Raw genomic sequence first — 17,697 nt, forward strand, 5'->3', positions numbered from 1 at the left:
TAAAGTAGACCAAAATGCTCCCTAACAACCTAGAAGAACTGTCCGATCACGAACTACAAAGGCTAGAGAAAATGTTAGACATTGCCAAATTAAACCTTGATATAGAAGAAAGCCGGCAAAGAATGGAGGAGAGTCGCAAACGCTTCGATAAAGATATGGAAGAAAGCCGTGCCACAATTGAGCAAATGAAAGCCAATACCGAAAAAATTGCCAAAGAAGCGCGGTTTTACCCCTATATCACCATAACAACTGCGCTTATAGCGGGTCTTATGGGGGCGTTAATTACCAAGTTGCTTTAAATAAAGTGCTATAAAGTAGGTCAAAATACTCCCTAACAACCTAGAAGATTTAACCGATCACGAACTACAAAGGTTACAAAAAATGTTAGACATTGCCAAAATCCAAGCGGATATTGAACTTACGCGGCAAAGCGTGAATGAAAGCCAAAAACGATCGCGTAATTTTGATGCAGATTTAGAACGAATCCGCCAAGATGTTGCAGAAAGCCGTGCCACGGTTGAGCAAATGAGCATTGCAAACGACAAATTCCGAGCCGAGCAACAAAAGATAGAAAAAGAAGCGCGGTTTTACCCCTATATCACGCTAATCAGTGCAATGATCGGCGGACTTGTTGTGGCGGTGATTACCAAGTTGTTTTAACAAATTGTTTGGACTTAAAAACCTACATTGGATAAAATGTGGTTTTTTACTGGCTTTTTATTGACAAATGGGAAAAGATGGGTATGATTTAGTTAAGGTGTCGTAGCCTGTTCTCAAATCGTTATCCACAAACGTTATTGTGGCATTTTTATATCTATATCTTTTGAAGTTATGGGTAAGATGGTGCATATCGTGAGAATGCACACACGAATTTGAGCGTGTTACGCACATCTTACCCACCCCATTTCGTAAATGGGAAAATCCAACTCAAATAGATATTTAGATATGCCTAACCAACCAATCAAATTCAATTTTGAAAACTCACAAATCCGCGTTATCAATCAAAACGGTGATTTTTGGTTTTTTGCCAACGATGTTTACGATATTTTGGAAATCCAAAATACCACTCAAGCATTGCAATCACTAGATGATGACGAAAAAGACAAATTAAACACAATATCTAGCCCTATGTTAAACATAGACCTTGATAATCGTGTTAAAGAAATCAACATCATCAACGAAAGTGCTGTATACACTAATTTTGCGAAGCCGTAAAGCTATGCAACAAGGCACGGTTCAACACAAATTAGAAAATTGGCAATCTCCGAAGTTCCCCCACCATCCGCAAAACAGGCACCTATTCTGATAAGACCACCACCCCACTAGACCGCACGCCACTCCGTCAGGCGGTTTCATTGTTGCTTATAGCGATGCCTATAACATGATGCATCAGTATATGGGCGTTAGCCACATTGATGAAATTGGCAGGCACGATTTACCAAAAGCCCTTGCGTATGTACATCATTTAGCCTTGCAGGATTTACAGCCTCAAAAAGACAACCACGACGAACATAACGCGTTTTGGCGAAAAGTTGGAATGCTTGAGTATAACCGAATTTCAAGCGTTAAAAATTGCGTTATCCAGTTTGGCAAATCACTTGCACGCACTCAACAAAACCCGTAGTTTGCTTTTTGACAGTCTTGACAACCAAAAAGTTAAAGACCAAAATTATAAACAAACCCAAATCCAAGCCCTTGAGTTTATCAAGCACCAAACAATGCTTAAAATTGCCAAAGACTGATCGAGGGTTAACAAAAACCGTATCTTTGACATTGATTTTTTGCATAATACGCCTAATTTAGGTTAAATCGGAAGTATTATGCAAATTTAACCCCAATAAATTAACCAACAAGAGGCTTAAAATGATAAAATGGCTAAACATAATTGAGTTTGCAAACGCTCTTGGCATAAGCCGCAATACATTTAAAAAATATTATTTAAATGCAATTCCGCCACAACGCAAAACGGGCAATCGAATGTACTGGACATCTGACACCGTTGAAAAAACCATAAAGCAGGTGCAAAGTGGCGAACTTATCATCAACACACAATCAACACACAATATAAATAATATATAATTTTTTGTATATTTATCAATAACTTATAGTATCAATTATTTATCCGCCATCTCCACCATCTATCAACCATCACAAAGTATCACCACCTAACCCAACCTACCCAAACCCCTTGTAAACACAGTGTTTATAAGGGGTTTTTAGTGGTTAAAACTGTCATGGGTTGTCAACTTTTTAAGCTTACATCAATAAGTTTACACCAATAAAAAACCCTTGCAGTTGCTTTAAACAATAAACGCCTTTAAACAATAAACGCATTAAGCAACAAACAAGGGCTTTCATTAGGAGCTAATATTATTACAAACCAAACAATACAACAGATAATTGCAAAAAACCTAAAAATATTCAAAATATAATGTAATGATAAAATTTGTAATGATAACATTCATTAATGAATGCCAACCGTTTTTTCATTATACATCAGGTTTGTCCGCATCGGTAATAATCGTCATGTCCTTAGACGGTTTTTGCTGTTGGTAATTTTTAGCAAATTTGCCAATAAATGGCAATTTACTCACCGTATTTAACCACGATGATGTTGTCAAATTATCAGGCAACACATCGGTCAAAATGTCTTTTTGCAACTGTTGTTGCATGCGATGAAATTTACCCGTAATGCCTGTGGTGTCTTTTAATGGATCGTTTTCCATCACCAAATTATCTTTATGATGTGTTTGCTCGGTTTGATTTGGCATATCATCATTTAACAACCGTTCTTTATCGGTTTGCTTAATGCGTTTATCATCATTATTTACATCGCTAATCTGACCGCCTGAAAGTCCTGTTTTTTCGCGGTTTATCATGTATTCATTTTGAATTTCGCCTGCATTATCGGCGTGTTTGACATCGTTTAAATCAGGCATTTTGCGCGGAGGCATATTGTCAAAAATTGATGACATGGGTATGGAAAACTGCTGTTTTAGCACAGCCTCACTTGCTCCAAGCGTATCAATCCACTCACTTGCCCACGGTGCGTGGATTTTTAATTTTGCCAAATCTTGCGAGTGTGGCAACGGATAAGGCAAGTTTTTATAAAAATCCCAAAAAGTATAGTCATTTAGCGAACGTTTTAAAATATACTCATCATTTTCTGATGTGGTGATAAGATTGTTATCCTCCAAAAAACTGATATAACGATACCAATGAGGCATTTCCTGCCGACCAAGCACATCTCGCAAACCGGCTTCATTCACCGCATTGCCAAGTTTATGTTCACGATACAGCACATTTAATATGTCCATAATGCTAAACAACGCATGGCGCGGACTGACTTCTTTGGTGCTAAAAATCGTCAAACAATAGCTAATCTGCACGCCAAGCAAAACAACATTCCATGACAAATAAACCCAAAGCAAAAACACAGGCAACACCGCAAACGCACCGTAAACCTTTTCATAGCTTGTAAAATTTTCAACCACAAAACCAAACGTTTGTTTTAACAGCTCAAAAATCACCCCGATAATCACGCCTGCAATCAGTGCAAATTTAAAACGCACTTGACAACGCGGAATAAACCAATACATCAGCACAAAACCGATTGTCATCACACCAACTGACACAATCTGAATCCAAACCGCCCAATCAATACCATAACCGCCAATTTTTTGGTTTAAAAAACTCAAACTTTGTACCGTACTTGACACAATAAACGCCGTACCCAATACCAAAGGCGCTAAGGTAATAATTGCCCAATAACGAAGCAAACTTACAACCGTGGTTTCTTTTTTCTCAACCTTCCAAATTTCATTAAACGCCGTTTCAATGGTAATCAAGGTCATAATCGTGGTAACAAACAACGCACCCAAACCGACAACGGTTAAATTTGATGATTTATCAGCAAAGTCATTGAAATATTGGCTAACTTGAAAACTTGACGAGGGCAACAGATTGTCATAAATCATCGCCTGAATGCTCTCTCTTGCCCCTGCCAATTGTGGCACAGATGACAGCACCACAAGCACCAAGGTTAACACAGGTACGATAGACAACAAGGTTGTGTAGGTAAGCGATGCCGATTTTTGCGTGCAATTGTCCGCCAAAAAGTTTTTGACCAAATAAATCAAAAACTGCACCCAAGTGTGTTGCATGATTGGCAATTTTTTAATTTTAATTAATAGTTCGTTCATAAAAATTTGTCAATTTATTTTAGAATTGGTTAAAACAGTAGAATTGGTTAAAACGGCGTTTAAAACAACATTGGCTTTATGGCAACATTGATTTTACAGCAAAGATTTTATGGCAAAAATACCACAACTTAGCACAATATATGCTATCATAAATCACTTAATTTTTAAAACACTGCAACAATTATGCAACAATCTACCACAAAACCAACCCATTTAATCCATCGAACCCTGACAATCAGTTATGTTACCTGGTTAATTTTTCGCATTTTTGGCATTGCCCTTATCTTATATGCCAGTCTAACAGAAAAACCCTCCTTGATTGCTATTATGTTTTGGCAAACAATTTGGCTGATACCTGCTTTGTGTTGCACGCCCTTTATCCGTAAAGGCAAAAGCACATACGCCTTGCTATTTGTTAGTATCTTACTGTTAATTTATGCCGGAGCAAGCGGATTTATGGTGTTTTTACACGGTTTTGCACAGTTTTGGTGGGGAATGATAGCTTGGTTTATTGATTTTTGTTTGGTTATGTTGGCAAACATTTGTTTGTTTATTTTGTTAAAACGCTTGCCAAAAATGAACCGTTAAATCACAAAATCCGCCCACACGGGGGCATGATCAGAGGGTTTTTGCATACCACGCAATTCATAACTAATCCCTGATTGTTGTAGGCTTGACAATAAATTTGCTGAACATAAAATATGGTCAATGCGTAGGCCACGTTTTGGCGTATCGTCAAAACCCTTGGAGCGATAATCAAACCAACTCAACGCATCGCCCATAGCATGCAAATGCCGATAAGTATCGTGCAAATCGGTATCAAGTAGCGTTTGATACCACTTGCGTTCTTCAGGCAAAAATGCACAAATGCCTTGAGACAACCAACGTTTGGCATTTTTTTCGCCGATGCCGATATCACTGTCTTGTGGTGCAATGTTCATATCACCCATAACGATAAGTTTACGATTTTCATTTTTTAATGCCAAAATATAATCCGTTAAACGCTGGTAAAAATCTTGTTTCATCGGAAATTTGGTAGGGTGAGAGCGGTTTTCACCTTGAGGAAAATAGCCGTTTAACACGTCAATTTGCACACCCTTAAAGTCATAACGAGCGTGAATTAAGCGTTTTTGCTCGTCATCATTTGCACCAATAAAACCCTTTTGCACAAAAATCGGTGCAACTTTTGACAACAACGCCACGCCATAGTGTGCTTTTTGTCCAAAAAATTCCACATGATAGCCCAATTTTTTCACATCGTTTAGCGGAAATGCCTCATCGTGCACTTTGGTTTCTTGCAGTCCGATCACATCAGGGGCAATCAGATCGGTCAAAGTTTCTAATTGGTGCTGTCTGGCGCGAATACCATTGATATTAAAACTAACAAAACGTGGCATAATTCACTCTTTTACAATCAAAAATTTGGCAAAATAATAGCATTTTTTTGCCAAAATACCAAATAAAACCCAAACAAGCACAAAAATATAGTAAAATAAAACCCACAAAAAAGCAAACGGAGAGCACAATGAACCAAGAAAAAACCACAAACCACTATGACAATCAAAATATTTTTGCCAAAATTATCCAAGGTGAAATTCCTTGTCATAAAGTCTACGAAGATGACAAAACTTTAGCATTTATGGACATTATGCCCATGGCAACCGGACATGTACTCGTCATTCCAAAATGTGAAGCGGTCGAGCTTAGCACCATGCCAAATGAGTATTTAACCGCGGTATTTGCTACTGCCAAAAAAGTAACAAATGCCCTGCGCACTGCCCTAAACGTACAAGGTATCGTACAAATGCAACTCAATCACGCCGATGCAGGGCAATCGGTGTTTCATTATCATGTACACCTTATTCCAACCCACATCAAAAACCTAGGCCACACCCTTAGCAACCACGAAGCAGGCACAACCGATCACGAAAAACTGGCACAATTAGCCCATCAAATTGCCAAACACATTGACAATTAAACCGTTAATAAACAAATCTGTTGGTTTTGTTAAATTAATACTTATTGTGAAATTAATACTTACAAGCTGGTAATAAATTACTGGTTTGGCAAATTGGCAAAAACCCTGCATCGCTTAAGATGTCTTGGGCTTTTGCTGATTGTAAATAATCAACAAAACGTAGGCTTGGTTCAGAAAGGCGTAAGACGATACCGTCTTGGTAAATTGCAGGATAGCTGTATTCAGGTAAAATCGCATAACTGTGTTGTTGTTGTACATTTTTTAGGCTAAGTGCGTGGCTGCCATCTAGCACTTGCCCTAAACTGGCAATGCCAAAATCTGCATTGCCTTTATCCACCATGTGCAGCGTTTCTTCAAAATTATCCACTTCTATTAAATGCGGTTCAACGCTTTGGTATAGATTTTGATTAATAAGCCATTCTTTGGTTGCCATACCGTATGCCAAATTTTCCATATTGCCTACAGCAATACCAAACGGCTGATTTTTTAGCACCAAATCATCAAAAATCATGGTTGGACTGTTGTTCATATCAAATTTTTTGCTATACACCACCAAACGACCGCGCGTATAAGTAAACGGTTCTCCGTATTTTTTTAACGGTTTTTCATTTTTAGCAACATCAGTCTCAACAACATCAGTTTCAGTAGTATTGATTTCAGTAGCATCGCCCATAACGGACAATTCATATGGGTATTTTTGATTGCCTGCCAAAAAAATATCATATCGATCTGTATTTTGCTGAATTTCGCTAAAAATACTCACCGTGTTATCAAATTTGTAAGTAATATTTACATCAGGGTTGGTTTTTTGAAATTCATTGACAATCACAGGCAAGGCTAGTTTTAAATTTGGCGTAACTGCAAGGTGAAGATGATGAGATGGTTTTGGCGGTGTTGACTCTAAAGTTTTAGGTTTTGGACTGGGTTTGTGTTTTTCAGGTGCGATAGGATTTGGTTGGCAAGCTGTCAACCATGCTCCGCCAATTAACGCTCCGCCAAATAAAGCACAACAAAACTGTAAAGAAAAACGACACATAAAAAACCAATTACATAAACCCAAGCATACAAATCCAAGCAAATTTGTCAAAATTTATCTATAAAAAATCTATAAATCTTAAAAACAAAATCTTAAAAACATTGTTAGCTAAAAACATTGCTGTTAGCTAAAAAACATAGTGAATTGTTAACTACAATTGCTAACTACTTTAGTCAATTATTTATGATAACAATTATTCATAATAACAACTATTTATGATAATATGAACACCAAAAAAAGTTTGTAGCTAAAGTGTAATGAATTGGTTATGTTTTTATTAACAAAATACCACAAAACCACCCATAAACCAACCAAATCAAAACAGGTAAACAGGTAAAAAACCATGCAAAGTTATAACGCAATCACCGATTTTATCCATGATCACCTCACCAAATTCAGTTTAAGCCAACAAACCAATTTTGTTAAAAATCTTATTTATCAATTTAGCAAAACTTTAACAGAAAATTGGCTAGATAACGAACTTGACAGTGAAAAACCACACTACCAAACAATCTTTAACCAAATTACAAGCAACCATTGGCAAGCAGATAGCCTTAAAAATTCGGTCATAGAGCTTGACAACATCATGTTGACAATGGGCGTAAATTACCCACACACAACCGGCGAGGATCTGCTGCTTATTTTGGAGCTTTTGCCTTATTGGTTTGAACTAAATGAACATGCACAAAAAGACACGCACAGCGATCAATTGGTGGTTTCTGCTTGTATTTGCTTGCTTGATCATTTTGAAGAACAAGCAGAAACACGCCTTGATACCACCATTTCCTACGAAAACTGGCTCAATTACCCTGAAACTACCACAGGTTTTGCAATGATTAACACAGCACTACAAACTTGTCAAAAACCATAAACCTACCAAAAATCATAAATTTGTCAAAAATCATAAATTGTCAAAACAAAAGTTAACAAAAACGTCAAGCAATTTGCTTTTTTCTGGCAATGCTTTTCTGTTACAATGCTTGGTTAATTTTTCGTTAACTTTTTTAAAATGTACCAAATCATGAACAAGCCAACTTTTGTCGAACAAACCACAACCTCTTCTATAACTATAAACGACTGTCAACGTTGGTTACAACAAACAGAATTTTTGCTGTCCGCTCCAACATTTAAACTGTGTCCTGATGATACTGGGCTTGAAGTGGCGTTTGCTGGGCGTTCCAACGCAGGCAAATCATCGTGCATTAATGCAATTACCAATCAACGCCAGCTCGCTCGCTCCTCAAAAACCCCAGGACGCACCCAAATGATTAACTTTTTTCACATGGGAGATACCAAACAACGGTTGGTAGATTTACCGGGTTACGGCTATGCGGCCGTGCCTGAAAGCATGAAACAAGAATGGCAAACAGAACTGGAAAAATATCTAATTTCGCGCAAAAGTTTAACCGGGCTTGTGTTGTTAAGTGATATCCGCCATCCGCTAAAATTCTTTGATGAACAAATGCTCCATTGGGCAAATGACGGCAACCTGCCTGTGCATCTTTTACTGACAAAATCAGATAAACTCAAATACGGCGCTGCAAAAAACACCTTGCAACAAGTGCACAATCATTTAGCAAAACTAAATTTACCTGTTAGCGTACAATTATTTTCCGCCCAAAACAAACAAGGCATCAATGAATTGTGCCTAAAATTAGCCACTTGGTTACAATTTAATCCAACCCCATAACTTAATAAACACCCACAAACCTTAATAAACACCCACAAACTGCCAAATTAAAATATGAACTTATCCATCTCCCAGCACCTACAAAACCTAGCCGATTTTCAGCATGATTGGCAAATGTTTGCTATCAATTTGCCAAATCTTGGTATGGATCACCTACCCACAAACCTGTTACCCACAAACCCTTTGCACATTGAACAATACGTCAATGGCAAAAACCTAACCTGTCCCATGCCTTTATTAAAATTAAAAATGGCATTAAAAATTAGCACAATTGGCAATGCGGTATATCTTACCGCCACCGATCCCAACAGCACCCATGACATTTTGGCCTTTTGTCGCCACGCAGGGCATATGTGTTATTCTACCAGTGTCATTGATGGCAAGACCTGTGTCATTGATGGCAAAGTTGGCAATGACAAGTGCGAAATTTTTAATTTTTTAATTGTCAAAAATAGCTAAAAATAACTAAATAGTGTATTAAATAAAAATCATTAATAGTTTTACAAATTTACAGTATAATTGTTGTGGTTTTTATCAAGGTTCGGTTTATAATAGTTGTATTTATATGATTTTTATCAATAACTTATTGATTATCAATAACTTGTTGATAATGAATTCTTTTTCGCTTTATCGTTGTAGGTTTTTTATGATCAAAAAAACAGCCCATTTTAATAATATTGACACCGAAGAACATCTGGCCGATGAATTTAACGATGACGAATTTGAGCATGAAGATGATGGTAGCTTCGCATATGATTCTGATTTTGCGTTTGATGACTTTGATTTTAAAAAATCAGAATTAGATGATTTTAACCAAAACGATGTCTTTGATGAATCTGATGAATCGGTCGCTGATATTGACAAATATCCCATTCATAAGCCAAAAAAAAATAAACCCAGCTCTTTGGTTACAATGCCAACAGCACTTAGTGCCCCCGGCGTGAATCTTGGTGCGTATATCAATGCGGTGCATCAAATTCCGATTTTAACCCCAGAACAAGAACAAGATCTGGCTCACCGTTATTATGACACAGGTGATGTGGAGGCCGCTCGCCTACTGGTTATGTCGCATTTGCGTTTTGTCATTCATATTGCGCGCAGTTATTCAGGTTATGGGTTGCCACAAGGCGATCTGATCCAAGAGGGCAATGTTGGCCTTATGAAAGCAGTCAAGCGTTTTGATCCTAATAAAGGCGTGCGTTTGGTGTCGTTTGCAGTGCATTGGATTAAGGCTGAAATTCATGAGTTTGTCATTCGCAATTGGCGGATTGTCAAAGTTGCAACCACCAAAGCCCATCGCAAATTGTTTTTTAATCTGCGTTCGCTAAAAAAAACCAACAACCAACTCACCTTAGAAGAAGCCGAAGCAATTGCTCATGATTTAAACGTTACAGTTAAACAGGTTTTGGAAATGGAAAGCCGCTTGACATCATATGATGCCTCATTTGAAGCTCAAAATGATGATGACGAAGAAGGACGTTACGCACCACAATATTTTTTAGATGACGGTGTCAATCCTGCCGATGTGGTAGAAGATGCCGATTGGGAAGAAAACAACAACACTGCACTGGCCGAAGCTATGGAAGCGTTAGATGACCGCTCGCGTGATATCGTACAACAGCGTTGGCTAAATGAACAAAAAGCCACACTGCACGAACTGGCCGCAGAATACAACATTTCTGCTGAACGCGTGCGCCAAATTGAAAAAAACGCCATGGATAAAATCAAAGAGGCCATGTTGGCAAATACCCATTTACAATTAGACTGATTTCTTTGGAAACCCTATGACCCTAAAAATGCACACCCCAAACCTGGTTGACAACAACATCACCAAACTTGCCAAACTCTTCCCAAACTGCATCACCGAAACCGCCAAAACCGATGACAGTGGCAATGTGATGACAGACAAAAACGGTAAAATCTTATATGAACTGGGCGTGGATTTTGAGATTTTAAAGCAAGAACTTAGCCACACAGTAATTGACGGTTCCAAAGAACGCTACCGCCTTGACTGGGTGGGAAAACGCGAAGCCATCGTAACTGCCAACAGCCCCATTGCCAAAACTTTACGCCCTTGTCGCTCTGAAAGTGTGGATTTTGACACCACACAAAATCTGTTTATCGAAGGGGATAATCTAGAAGCACTCAAGATTTTACAAGAAAGCTACCTTGGCAAAATCAAAATGATCTACATAGATCCGCCGTATAACACAGGCAATGATTTTATTTATAACGATGATTTTGCTGAAGACACGCAAGAGTTTTTTGAACGATCAGGGCAAGTAGATGAAGAGGGTAACAGACTGATTGCTAACACAGAGAGCAACGGGCGGTTTCATTCTGATTGGTTGTCAATGATGTATAGCAGACTGAAACTGGCTAGGAATTTACTGGCAGATGATGGGGTGATTTTTATTTCAATCGATGATAATGAGCAAGATAATGTCAAAAAAATGTGCAATGAAATATTCGGTGAAAGTAATTTTGTTGCAAATTTGATTGTAAATGCCGCACCAGCAGGTTCACAAAGCTCAAATGATTTTGCACAACAGCACCAATATTGCCTTGTTTATAGAAAAACTGACAAAGCCAGTATTGCAAGATTTTCTCTATCAGAAAATGAACTGAATAAAAAATACACCGAAATTGATGAATTGGGGCAATTTTATGTTGAACGATTATGGAAGCGCGGAATTGGCGGAAGAATGGAAGACGTGCCGACGTTGCATTTTCCTGTTTATTTTGACACCAAAACAGAAAAAATTTTTATAGATGAAGAGATCGATCAGGTTTTAAATAAAGAGAATGTCATTAAAATTATTCCATATCAAACACAAGGTGTTTTGGGGCGTTGGACATGGTCAAAAGCAAAAATGATAAATGAACGCTTCAAACTAAAAGTAGTGATTGTTGCAAATGAATATAAGCTACATAAAAAAGTTTATCTCGATGATGACGAGGGCAGGAGGCCAGTTTCTATTATTGATTCAAAAATTGGCAGAACAGAATTAGGCTCGCTAGAATTAAAAGAAGTTTTTAATGGTGGAAAGTATTTTGATTATCCGAAATCATCAACTTTTATCAAGCATTTTATTCAAATGGATAAGAGTAAGGATAGTATTATCCTAGACTTTTTCGCAGGCTCCTCCACCACCGCCCACGCGGTTATGCAGCTTAACGCAGAAGACGGCGGTAAGCGTAAATTTATCATGGTGCAGATACCAGAGGCCACCGATGAAAAATCCGAAGCCTATAAAGCAGGTTTTGCCAATATCGCCGATATTTCAAAAGAGCGTATCCGTAGAGCCAGAGCAAAAATCAAAGCCGATAATCAGGATAAAGATTTAAGCCACCTAGATACAGGTTTTCGCGTATTAAAAATTGACACCACCAACATGCGTGATGTGTATTATTATCCGCATGAATACACGCAAGAAATGTTGGTTGATCTGATTGACAATATTAAACCGGATCGCACAGCAGAGGATTTGTTGTTTCAGTTTTTATTGGACATTGGTGTTTCGTTATCCTTGCCAATTGTCAGCATTGAAATAAACAACCACCCAGTTTATCAAGTTGGCAATGACGAAAATCTGATCGTTGCCAGTATGGATTATATTGACACGGCTATGGTGAATGAAATTGTCAAACTCAAACCACACAAATTTGTTACCAGTGAACGAGCCATTGTCAATGACAGTGATAAAACCAACATTAAAGAGCGTTTTAAGCAGTTAAGCAGTCAGACAGAAGTTTGGTTTATTTAACCAATTTTATTTAACATTTAATTTAGCAATGGTAAAAAATAAATAATGAATAAAATTAATTGGACAAGCATTGCCTGTATCAATATGGCGGTGGCAATTGGTTGTGGGGCGTTTGGGGCACATTATTTAAAAACCACACTTAGCACCGAACAACTGGCGTGGTGGCATACGGGCACGGATTATTTGTTTTATCAGGCATTGGGATTGCTAATTGTGTCGACCTTAATTCGACAAAACCTCACCATGCAAAAAATTGCCCTTGTCATGCAAATCGGTAGTGTTGTTTTTAGCGGCTCGCTGTATCTTATGGCATTGGGCTTACCGCGTTGGCTTGGAGCAATTACGCCGCTTGGCGGTTCATTGATGTTATTGGCGTGGGTGTGGCTTGCGGTGGTTTTGCACAAAAAAAGCAGCACGCATAAACTTAAAGCCTTATAGCTTATTTGGTGGTTTAACAAAACAACCAAATTTGGCAAAAATGGTTATGACTGGCGGTTTAATACCAAATTTAATACAATTGCAGTCAAGGTTGCCGTGCCGATACCGCCCAGGTTAAATTGGCCAATATGTAAGCTAAAATCCCCCGCTCCCATAATCAAGGTTACCGCACCGATAATCAGATTGGCATTTTGGCTAAAATCAATTTTATTGTCAATCCAAATTTTTGCCCCTGCAATTGTAATTAAGCCAAACACAACGATCGACGCACCCCCTAGCAAAGCAGGCGGAATGCTGTGAATAATTGCTCCAAATTTTGGTGATAAACCAAGCAGCACCGCCACCAAGCCTGCAACCACAAAAATCGTGGTAGAATACACTTTTGTTACCGCCATAACGCCAATATTTTCCGCATAAGTTGTAACCCCTGTACCTCCAACGCCCGCTGACATCATGGTACACGCACCATCTGCAAAAAAAGCCCGCCCCATATAAGGTGATACTTTTTGTCCTGTCATAGCCTCCACTGCTTTGATATGCCCTAAATTTTCAGCCACCAAAATAAACGCCACAGGGGCGATCAAAATTATGGCATTGATATCAAAACTTGGAGCATAAAATTTTGGCAAACCAAACAACGGTGCATTGGCAACAGGGGCAAAATCAATTGGCATGCCAAATCCCATCACATTGGTTAACACAAAATACGCCAAATACGCCAATATCAACCCAACAAGCAACAACAAACGGCGAAGCATACCACGAGCAAACACCGCCACGCCACTGATACACAGCACGGTTAACAAAGCTATCCAACTGTCAAATTGACTATCCGATACGCTTTTAATCGTAACAGGAGCAAGGTTTAAACCAATAATCATCACGATAGCCCCTGTAACAATCGGAGGCATGAGCCTTTCAATCCACGCAACCCCAGTTTTCATGACAAGCAAGCCTATCATTGCATAAATTGCCCCACATGCCACGATGCCACCCAATGCCACGGATAAATTTGCGTTAAACCCTGAACCTGCATACGCCGTTGCAGCAATCACAGGGGCAATAAACGCAAAACTTGAACCTAAATAACTTGGCACACGCCCGCCCGTCAAAAAGAAAAAACCAATGGTGCTAAGCCCTGCCATCAAAATTGCCAAATTGGCATCAAAACCCATTAACAGAGGTGCCAATACCGTTGCCCCAAACATCGCAAAAGCGTGCTGCAACCCAAGCAAAATGCTTTTATCCACAGGCAAATATTCATGAATGCCAACAGGGTGCTGATCTAAATTACCGCTATATGGTTGCCACTTTGGAAACCAACTGGTGTCGTTATTTGTGTCGTTGGTATTTATGTTGTTGGTATTTATGTTGTTGAGTGCTTGCTTTGAGTGCTGATTAGGCATGTTTTCCTCTTGTGATTTTTGTTTTGTGGCTTTGTTTTGTGGTTTTGTATTTTTATGGTTTTGGTTTTGTGGCTAAAATGTTGTTGTTAAAACATTATACCTTAATTGTTAATTTTTGTAATCTGTTATTTGTTGCATCATTTACCCAAATATGCCTTTACCGCCTTTTCTTTTTCAGCATTCACCCACCAATAATCAATGCCTAGTGCATTTGTTGGCAATTTGGCATGTTCAAATTGTTGCCAATACGCCACGGTGTCTGTTGCTTTGCCATAAGTTGGTATCACATAAAAATTTGCCAGCAACAAACGATCAAGCACCTTGGTATACAGCACAATTTCATCACGATTGTGTGATTTGATAAGTTTGTCGATCACACTGTCAATTGCTGGGTTTTTGATGCCAGCGGTATTTTGGTTGCCCGGTTCATCGGCGGCCTTTGATCCCCATAGATAACTTTGCTCTGCACCAGGTGATAGGCTTTGAGCAAAAATATCCACAATCATGTCATAATCAAACTTACGCACGCGTTGTAAATATTGTGGCAAATCTGCATTGCGAATTTCTACGCCAAACCCCAAACGCCGTAAATTACGCACATAAGGCAAAATAATCCGCGTTTGGTTGTCATCATGCACCAAAATCTGAAAACTTGCCAATTTGCCATTTTTTTGATAAAGCCTGCCGTCTTTGTAAAAAAACCCCGCTTGCAACAACAGCGATCTTGCCTGTAGCAGCCTATCGCGGTTAAAACCGTCCGCTTGGCTCTGATAAAAAGGCGACTGCTCGCTTTGCCAATCGATCATGACGTATTTACGGGCAATTGGATCAAGTTTTGCCAATAACGGCTGTAAGATTTGCTTTTCATCAGGTGTTGGCAAACCTGTTGCTTGTAATTGCGATCCATAAAAAAAACTGGTCAAACGTCGGTATTGTCCATAAAACATCGTGCGATTTAACCAGGCAAAATCATACGCCAATGTCAATGCTTGGCGCACTCGGATATCATTAAACAAGGCAAGGCGGTTATTCATCACTAAGACTTGAGCGGGCACAGGGTTGTGATTGTCAATACTTTGTTTTTTTATCATGCCGTTATTGACTGCCAAAAACTGATAGCCCTTTACCCAAGTGCGTGCTTTATTTTCAACGCGAAACTGATACTCGCCTGCCTTAAACCCCTCAAACGCCACTTCAGGGTTTTGATAATACACAAACTTTATCGTATCAAAATTAAACCGCCCCACATTTGCCATCACGCCACTTTCAGGTTTTGCACCCCAATAATTTGGATCGCGCACATAACTGATGGAACGCCCTGCATCGACACGTCCAACTTGATACGCCCCACTACCCATTAAAGGCGTTAAAGACACTTTTTCAAAACTTTCATCAATGCTTTGTTTTTTCCAAACAGGCATTTGTCCAACAGTTAATAACAATTCAGCGTTATCCGCCCCATCAAAAATAAATTTCACCCGGTGCTTATCAAGCACTTGAATGTCTTTTATGCCTGCCAAATAACTGCGCATACTCATCACGCCTTTGGTTACAATTGCGTTAATGCTTGCTTTGACATCATGGGCGGTAACAGGCGAACCGTCCCAAAATTTGGCATGTGGATTGATGTGATAAATTACCCAGCTTTTGTCATTTGGATCAAACGTTACTTTTTGGGCAAGCTGAGGGTACATCACAAAACTTTCTGACAACGATCCTGTCATCAAAGTATCATACAGATATGTTGTGCCAACCACAGGCGTGCCGTTGTCATACCACGGATTTAGGCTATTAAACGTGCCTTGAGCGGACAATGACAACACACCTCCTTTTGGTGCGTTTGGATTGGCATAAGGCAAATGCTTTAACTCAACAAAAGCCGGCGTGCTGTTATGAGCCAAAGCGGTAACGGTCTTATAGCCTGTTTGGTTTTTAGCATATAGCGGAGTTTTTGTAAGTGGCGGAGCGTTGGCTGCCTCCGTTAATACGCTCGTTATCGCCAATACGCTTAGGATAACCAACCTTGGTATACCTACGCTTAGGACAACAAAGGCAAATTTTGGTGATTTTTTTGATGGTTGCATGACAAAACCTTGACAATTTTTGCACATAAAAATTTTTGCACATAAAATACACAACATTTTAACACACATTGCCACACAATTTGATACAAAAATTATCACCACAAATATAAAAAAGCCCAATAAATGGGCTGATTTTTTAGGATATTTAATAAATGATTAATGTTTATTTAATAACAGGAATAACCAGATTTTGTCCAATTTTTACCTGACTTGTGGTCGCAAGGCCGTTAATTTCTGCCAACGCGGATAATTTGACATTATAACGCTGGGCAAGTTTACCCAAATTATCGCCTTTTTGTACTGTATAGGTAATTACGTCAAGTTTACCATCAGGCTTGGCGGTGTTTTTGCCAATGGTTTTTGTGCTTTGGATTTTGGCATTTGAGGTTTTGGTATTTGCCAATTTTTTTAGATTTTCGGCGGTTTCTGGAATAAGCAAGGTTTTGCCCTCTTGTACGCGCGTCATCACATCTATTTCATTCAGTTCAGCTAAATCATTAACGCTGATGTTAAAACGATTGGCAATGCCCCAAAACGTATCGCCGCTTTTGATTTTATAGGCAAAATTTTTGCTTGTATGGGCGTTTTTTGAACTTGTGGCTGTCATTGTGGCTGTGGCTGTCGTTGTGGTTTTAACAGGAACGATGAGTTTTTGTCCAATGACAATTTGGTTGTAGTTGCTTTGTAAAACAGGGTTTAATTCTGCCAATACTGCAGGCGTTGTGTCAAATTTTTTGACAATAGAGCTTATGGTATCGCCCGCCTGTACGGTATAACCGCTCATTTTTCCTGCATAACTAACGGCGGTGCTATCACTTAATAGCACGATATCACCAACTTTGATGTCATTGGCGGATTTTAAGTTATTGATATTTTGTAACTCTTGTATGCTTAGGTCGTATTGATTGGCAATGCTAGACAAGGTATCGCCTGCTTTAACCCGATAGGTCGATGCACCAAAACCAAGCGTACTTACACCAAGCGACATTGCCACTGTCAATACTTTAAGCCAAGATAATGAAACACGATCAAACATAGTTCTCTCCTTGGTGAACCATTAAAAAAATATAATGAATATAATGTTTGCTTAACCTTA

Annotated in this window: 18 protein-coding genes; 12 read left to right on the forward strand and 6 right to left on the reverse strand. The window is 38.9% G+C overall.

The window, feature by feature from the left end:
* Positions 1–14: 14 nt before the first annotated feature.
* The 4 genes from MOMA_RS08605 (at position 15) to MOMA_RS08620 (ending at position 1,624) form a co-directional block, all read left to right on the forward strand.
* Positions 15–299: a hypothetical protein gene (locus MOMA_RS08605; RefSeq protein WP_009502144.1), complete on the forward strand. Its 285-nt coding sequence runs from the start codon at positions 15–17 to the stop codon at positions 297–299.
* 82 nt (positions 300–381) lie between these two features.
* Positions 382–660: a hypothetical protein gene (locus MOMA_RS08610; RefSeq protein ID WP_009502145.1), complete on the forward strand. Its 279-nt coding sequence runs from the start codon at positions 382–384 to the stop codon at positions 658–660.
* Between the two features lie 285 nt (positions 661–945).
* Complete coding sequence (locus MOMA_RS08615; RefSeq protein WP_009502146.1) at positions 946–1,215, forward strand: BRO-N domain-containing protein; 270 nt, start codon at positions 946–948, stop codon at positions 1,213–1,215.
* A 166-nt stretch (positions 1,216–1,381) separates the two neighbouring features.
* Positions 1,382–1,624 (forward strand): hypothetical protein, encoded by a 243-nt coding sequence (locus tag MOMA_RS08620; protein ID WP_040625200.1) that lies wholly within the window; start codon positions 1,382–1,384, stop codon positions 1,622–1,624.
* An 865-nt stretch (positions 1,625–2,489) separates the two neighbouring features.
* Here the strand turns inward: MOMA_RS08620 and MOMA_RS08630 are convergent.
* On the reverse strand, positions 2,490–4,202 hold the full coding sequence (locus tag MOMA_RS08630; RefSeq protein ID WP_040625202.1) for a YhjD/YihY/BrkB family envelope integrity protein: 1,713 nt from the start codon (positions 4,200–4,202) through the stop codon (positions 2,490–2,492).
* A gap of 183 nt (positions 4,203–4,385) precedes the next feature.
* Here MOMA_RS08630 and MOMA_RS08635 point away from each other — a divergent pair, with 183 nt between their 5' ends.
* Positions 4,386–4,790, forward strand: a complete 405-nt coding sequence (locus MOMA_RS08635; protein ID WP_009502150.1) for a hypothetical protein — start codon at positions 4,386–4,388, stop codon at positions 4,788–4,790.
* Here MOMA_RS08635 and xthA read toward each other — a convergent pair.
* Positions 4,787–5,599, reverse strand: a complete 813-nt coding sequence (xthA, locus tag MOMA_RS08640) for an exodeoxyribonuclease III (RefSeq protein WP_009502151.1) — start codon at positions 5,597–5,599, stop codon at positions 4,787–4,789. The genes MOMA_RS08635 and xthA overlap by 4 nt on opposite strands.
* A 128-nt stretch (positions 5,600–5,727) precedes the next feature.
* On the opposite strand from xthA, the gene MOMA_RS08645 reads away from it, so the two are divergent.
* Positions 5,728–6,180 (forward strand): HIT domain-containing protein, encoded by a 453-nt coding sequence (locus MOMA_RS08645; RefSeq protein WP_009502152.1) that lies wholly within the window; start codon positions 5,728–5,730, stop codon positions 6,178–6,180.
* 52 nt (positions 6,181–6,232) lie between these two features.
* On the opposite strand, the gene modA is transcribed toward MOMA_RS08645, so the two are convergent.
* Entirely contained in the window at positions 6,233–7,216 is a 984-nt protein-coding gene (gene modA, locus MOMA_RS08650; protein WP_009502153.1) for a molybdate ABC transporter substrate-binding protein, read from the reverse strand.
* A 343-nt stretch (positions 7,217–7,559) separates the two neighbouring features.
* On the opposite strand from modA, the gene MOMA_RS08655 reads away from it, so the two are divergent.
* The 6 genes from MOMA_RS08655 (at position 7,560) to MOMA_RS08680 (ending at position 13,111) form a co-directional block, all read left to right on the forward strand.
* On the forward strand, positions 7,560–8,087 hold the full coding sequence (locus MOMA_RS08655) for a hypothetical protein (RefSeq protein WP_009502154.1): 528 nt from the start codon (positions 7,560–7,562) through the stop codon (positions 8,085–8,087).
* Positions 8,088–8,237: 150 nt separating this feature from the next.
* Complete coding sequence (gene yihA / locus MOMA_RS08660; protein WP_009502155.1) at positions 8,238–8,906, forward strand: ribosome biogenesis GTP-binding protein YihA/YsxC; 669 nt, start codon at positions 8,238–8,240, stop codon at positions 8,904–8,906.
* Positions 8,907–8,960: 54 nt separating this feature from the next.
* Complete coding sequence (locus MOMA_RS08665; RefSeq protein ID WP_009502156.1) at positions 8,961–9,365, forward strand: sulfurtransferase TusA family protein; 405 nt, start codon at positions 8,961–8,963, stop codon at positions 9,363–9,365.
* A gap of 454 nt (positions 9,366–9,819) precedes the next feature.
* On the forward strand, positions 9,820–10,674 hold the full coding sequence (gene rpoH, locus MOMA_RS08670) for an RNA polymerase sigma factor RpoH (RefSeq protein ID WP_083874887.1): 855 nt from the start codon (positions 9,820–9,822) through the stop codon (positions 10,672–10,674).
* Between the two features lie 16 nt (positions 10,675–10,690).
* A complete protein-coding gene (locus MOMA_RS08675) occupies positions 10,691–12,673 on the forward strand; it encodes a site-specific DNA-methyltransferase (RefSeq protein ID WP_009502158.1) in 1,983 nt (660 codons plus the stop codon).
* Positions 12,674–12,718: 45 nt separating this feature from the next.
* Positions 12,719–13,111 (forward strand): DUF423 domain-containing protein, encoded by a 393-nt coding sequence (locus tag MOMA_RS08680; RefSeq protein WP_009502159.1) that lies wholly within the window; start codon positions 12,719–12,721, stop codon positions 13,109–13,111.
* 44 nt (positions 13,112–13,155) lie between these two features.
* Here MOMA_RS08680 and MOMA_RS08685 read toward each other — a convergent pair whose 3' ends face one another.
* The 3 genes from MOMA_RS08685 to MOMA_RS08695 all read right to left on the reverse strand — a co-directional run bounded on the left by MOMA_RS08685 (position 13,156) and on the right by MOMA_RS08695 (position 17,637).
* The gene (locus tag MOMA_RS08685; protein ID WP_009502160.1) at positions 13,156–14,517 is read right to left on the reverse strand and encodes a solute carrier family 23 protein; all 1,362 of its coding nucleotides are present in this window, start codon (positions 14,515–14,517) and stop codon (positions 13,156–13,158) included.
* Positions 14,518–14,654: 137 nt separating this feature from the next.
* Positions 14,655–16,601: an extracellular solute-binding protein gene (locus MOMA_RS08690; protein WP_083874889.1), complete on the reverse strand. Its 1,947-nt coding sequence runs from the start codon at positions 16,599–16,601 to the stop codon at positions 14,655–14,657.
* 163 nt (positions 16,602–16,764) lie between these two features.
* Positions 16,765–17,637 (reverse strand): LysM peptidoglycan-binding domain-containing protein, encoded by an 873-nt coding sequence (locus MOMA_RS08695; RefSeq protein ID WP_009502162.1) that lies wholly within the window; start codon positions 17,635–17,637, stop codon positions 16,765–16,767.
* Between the last annotated feature and the right edge of the window lie 60 nt (positions 17,638–17,697).

Source organism: Moraxella macacae 0408225, from assembly GCF_000320365.1.
Lineage (GTDB): Bacteria > Pseudomonadota > Gammaproteobacteria > Pseudomonadales > Moraxellaceae > Faucicola > Faucicola macacae.

Bases quoted from the DNA above. Each gene is read 5' to 3' on its own strand.
- MOMA_RS08605 (WP_009502144.1), top strand. From the start codon at position 15: ATGCTCCCTAACAACCTAGAAGAACTGTCCGATCACGAACTACAAAGG.
- MOMA_RS08610 (WP_009502145.1), top strand. From the start codon at position 382: ATGTTAGACATTGCCAAAATCCAAGCGGATATTGAACTTACGCGGCAA.
- MOMA_RS08615 (WP_009502146.1), top strand. From the start codon at position 946: ATGCCTAACCAACCAATCAAATTCAATTTTGAAAACTCACAAATCCGC.
- MOMA_RS08620 (WP_040625200.1), top strand. From the start codon at position 1,382: ATGATGCATCAGTATATGGGCGTTAGCCACATTGATGAAATTGGCAGG.
- MOMA_RS08630 (WP_040625202.1), bottom strand. From the start codon at position 4,202: ATGAACGAACTATTAATTAAAATTAAAAAATTGCCAATCATGCAACAC.
- MOMA_RS08635 (WP_009502150.1), top strand. From the start codon at position 4,386: ATGCAACAATCTACCACAAAACCAACCCATTTAATCCATCGAACCCTG.
- xthA (WP_009502151.1), bottom strand. From the start codon at position 5,599: ATGCCACGTTTTGTTAGTTTTAATATCAATGGTATTCGCGCCAGACAG.
- MOMA_RS08645 (WP_009502152.1), top strand. From the start codon at position 5,728: ATGAACCAAGAAAAAACCACAAACCACTATGACAATCAAAATATTTTT.
- modA (WP_009502153.1), bottom strand. From the start codon at position 7,216: ATGTGTCGTTTTTCTTTACAGTTTTGTTGTGCTTTATTTGGCGGAGCG.
- MOMA_RS08655 (WP_009502154.1), top strand. From the start codon at position 7,560: ATGCAAAGTTATAACGCAATCACCGATTTTATCCATGATCACCTCACC.
- yihA (WP_009502155.1), top strand. From the start codon at position 8,238: ATGAACAAGCCAACTTTTGTCGAACAAACCACAACCTCTTCTATAACT.
- MOMA_RS08665 (WP_009502156.1), top strand. From the start codon at position 8,961: ATGAACTTATCCATCTCCCAGCACCTACAAAACCTAGCCGATTTTCAG.
- rpoH (WP_083874887.1), top strand. From the start codon at position 9,820: ATGCCAACAGCACTTAGTGCCCCCGGCGTGAATCTTGGTGCGTATATC.
- MOMA_RS08675 (WP_009502158.1), top strand. From the start codon at position 10,691: ATGACCCTAAAAATGCACACCCCAAACCTGGTTGACAACAACATCACC.
- MOMA_RS08680 (WP_009502159.1), top strand. From the start codon at position 12,719: ATGAATAAAATTAATTGGACAAGCATTGCCTGTATCAATATGGCGGTG.
- MOMA_RS08685 (WP_009502160.1), bottom strand. From the start codon at position 14,517: ATGCCTAATCAGCACTCAAAGCAAGCACTCAACAACATAAATACCAAC.
- MOMA_RS08690 (WP_083874889.1), bottom strand. From the start codon at position 16,601: ATGCAACCATCAAAAAAATCACCAAAATTTGCCTTTGTTGTCCTAAGC.
- MOMA_RS08695 (WP_009502162.1), bottom strand. From the start codon at position 17,637: ATGTTTGATCGTGTTTCATTATCTTGGCTTAAAGTATTGACAGTGGCA.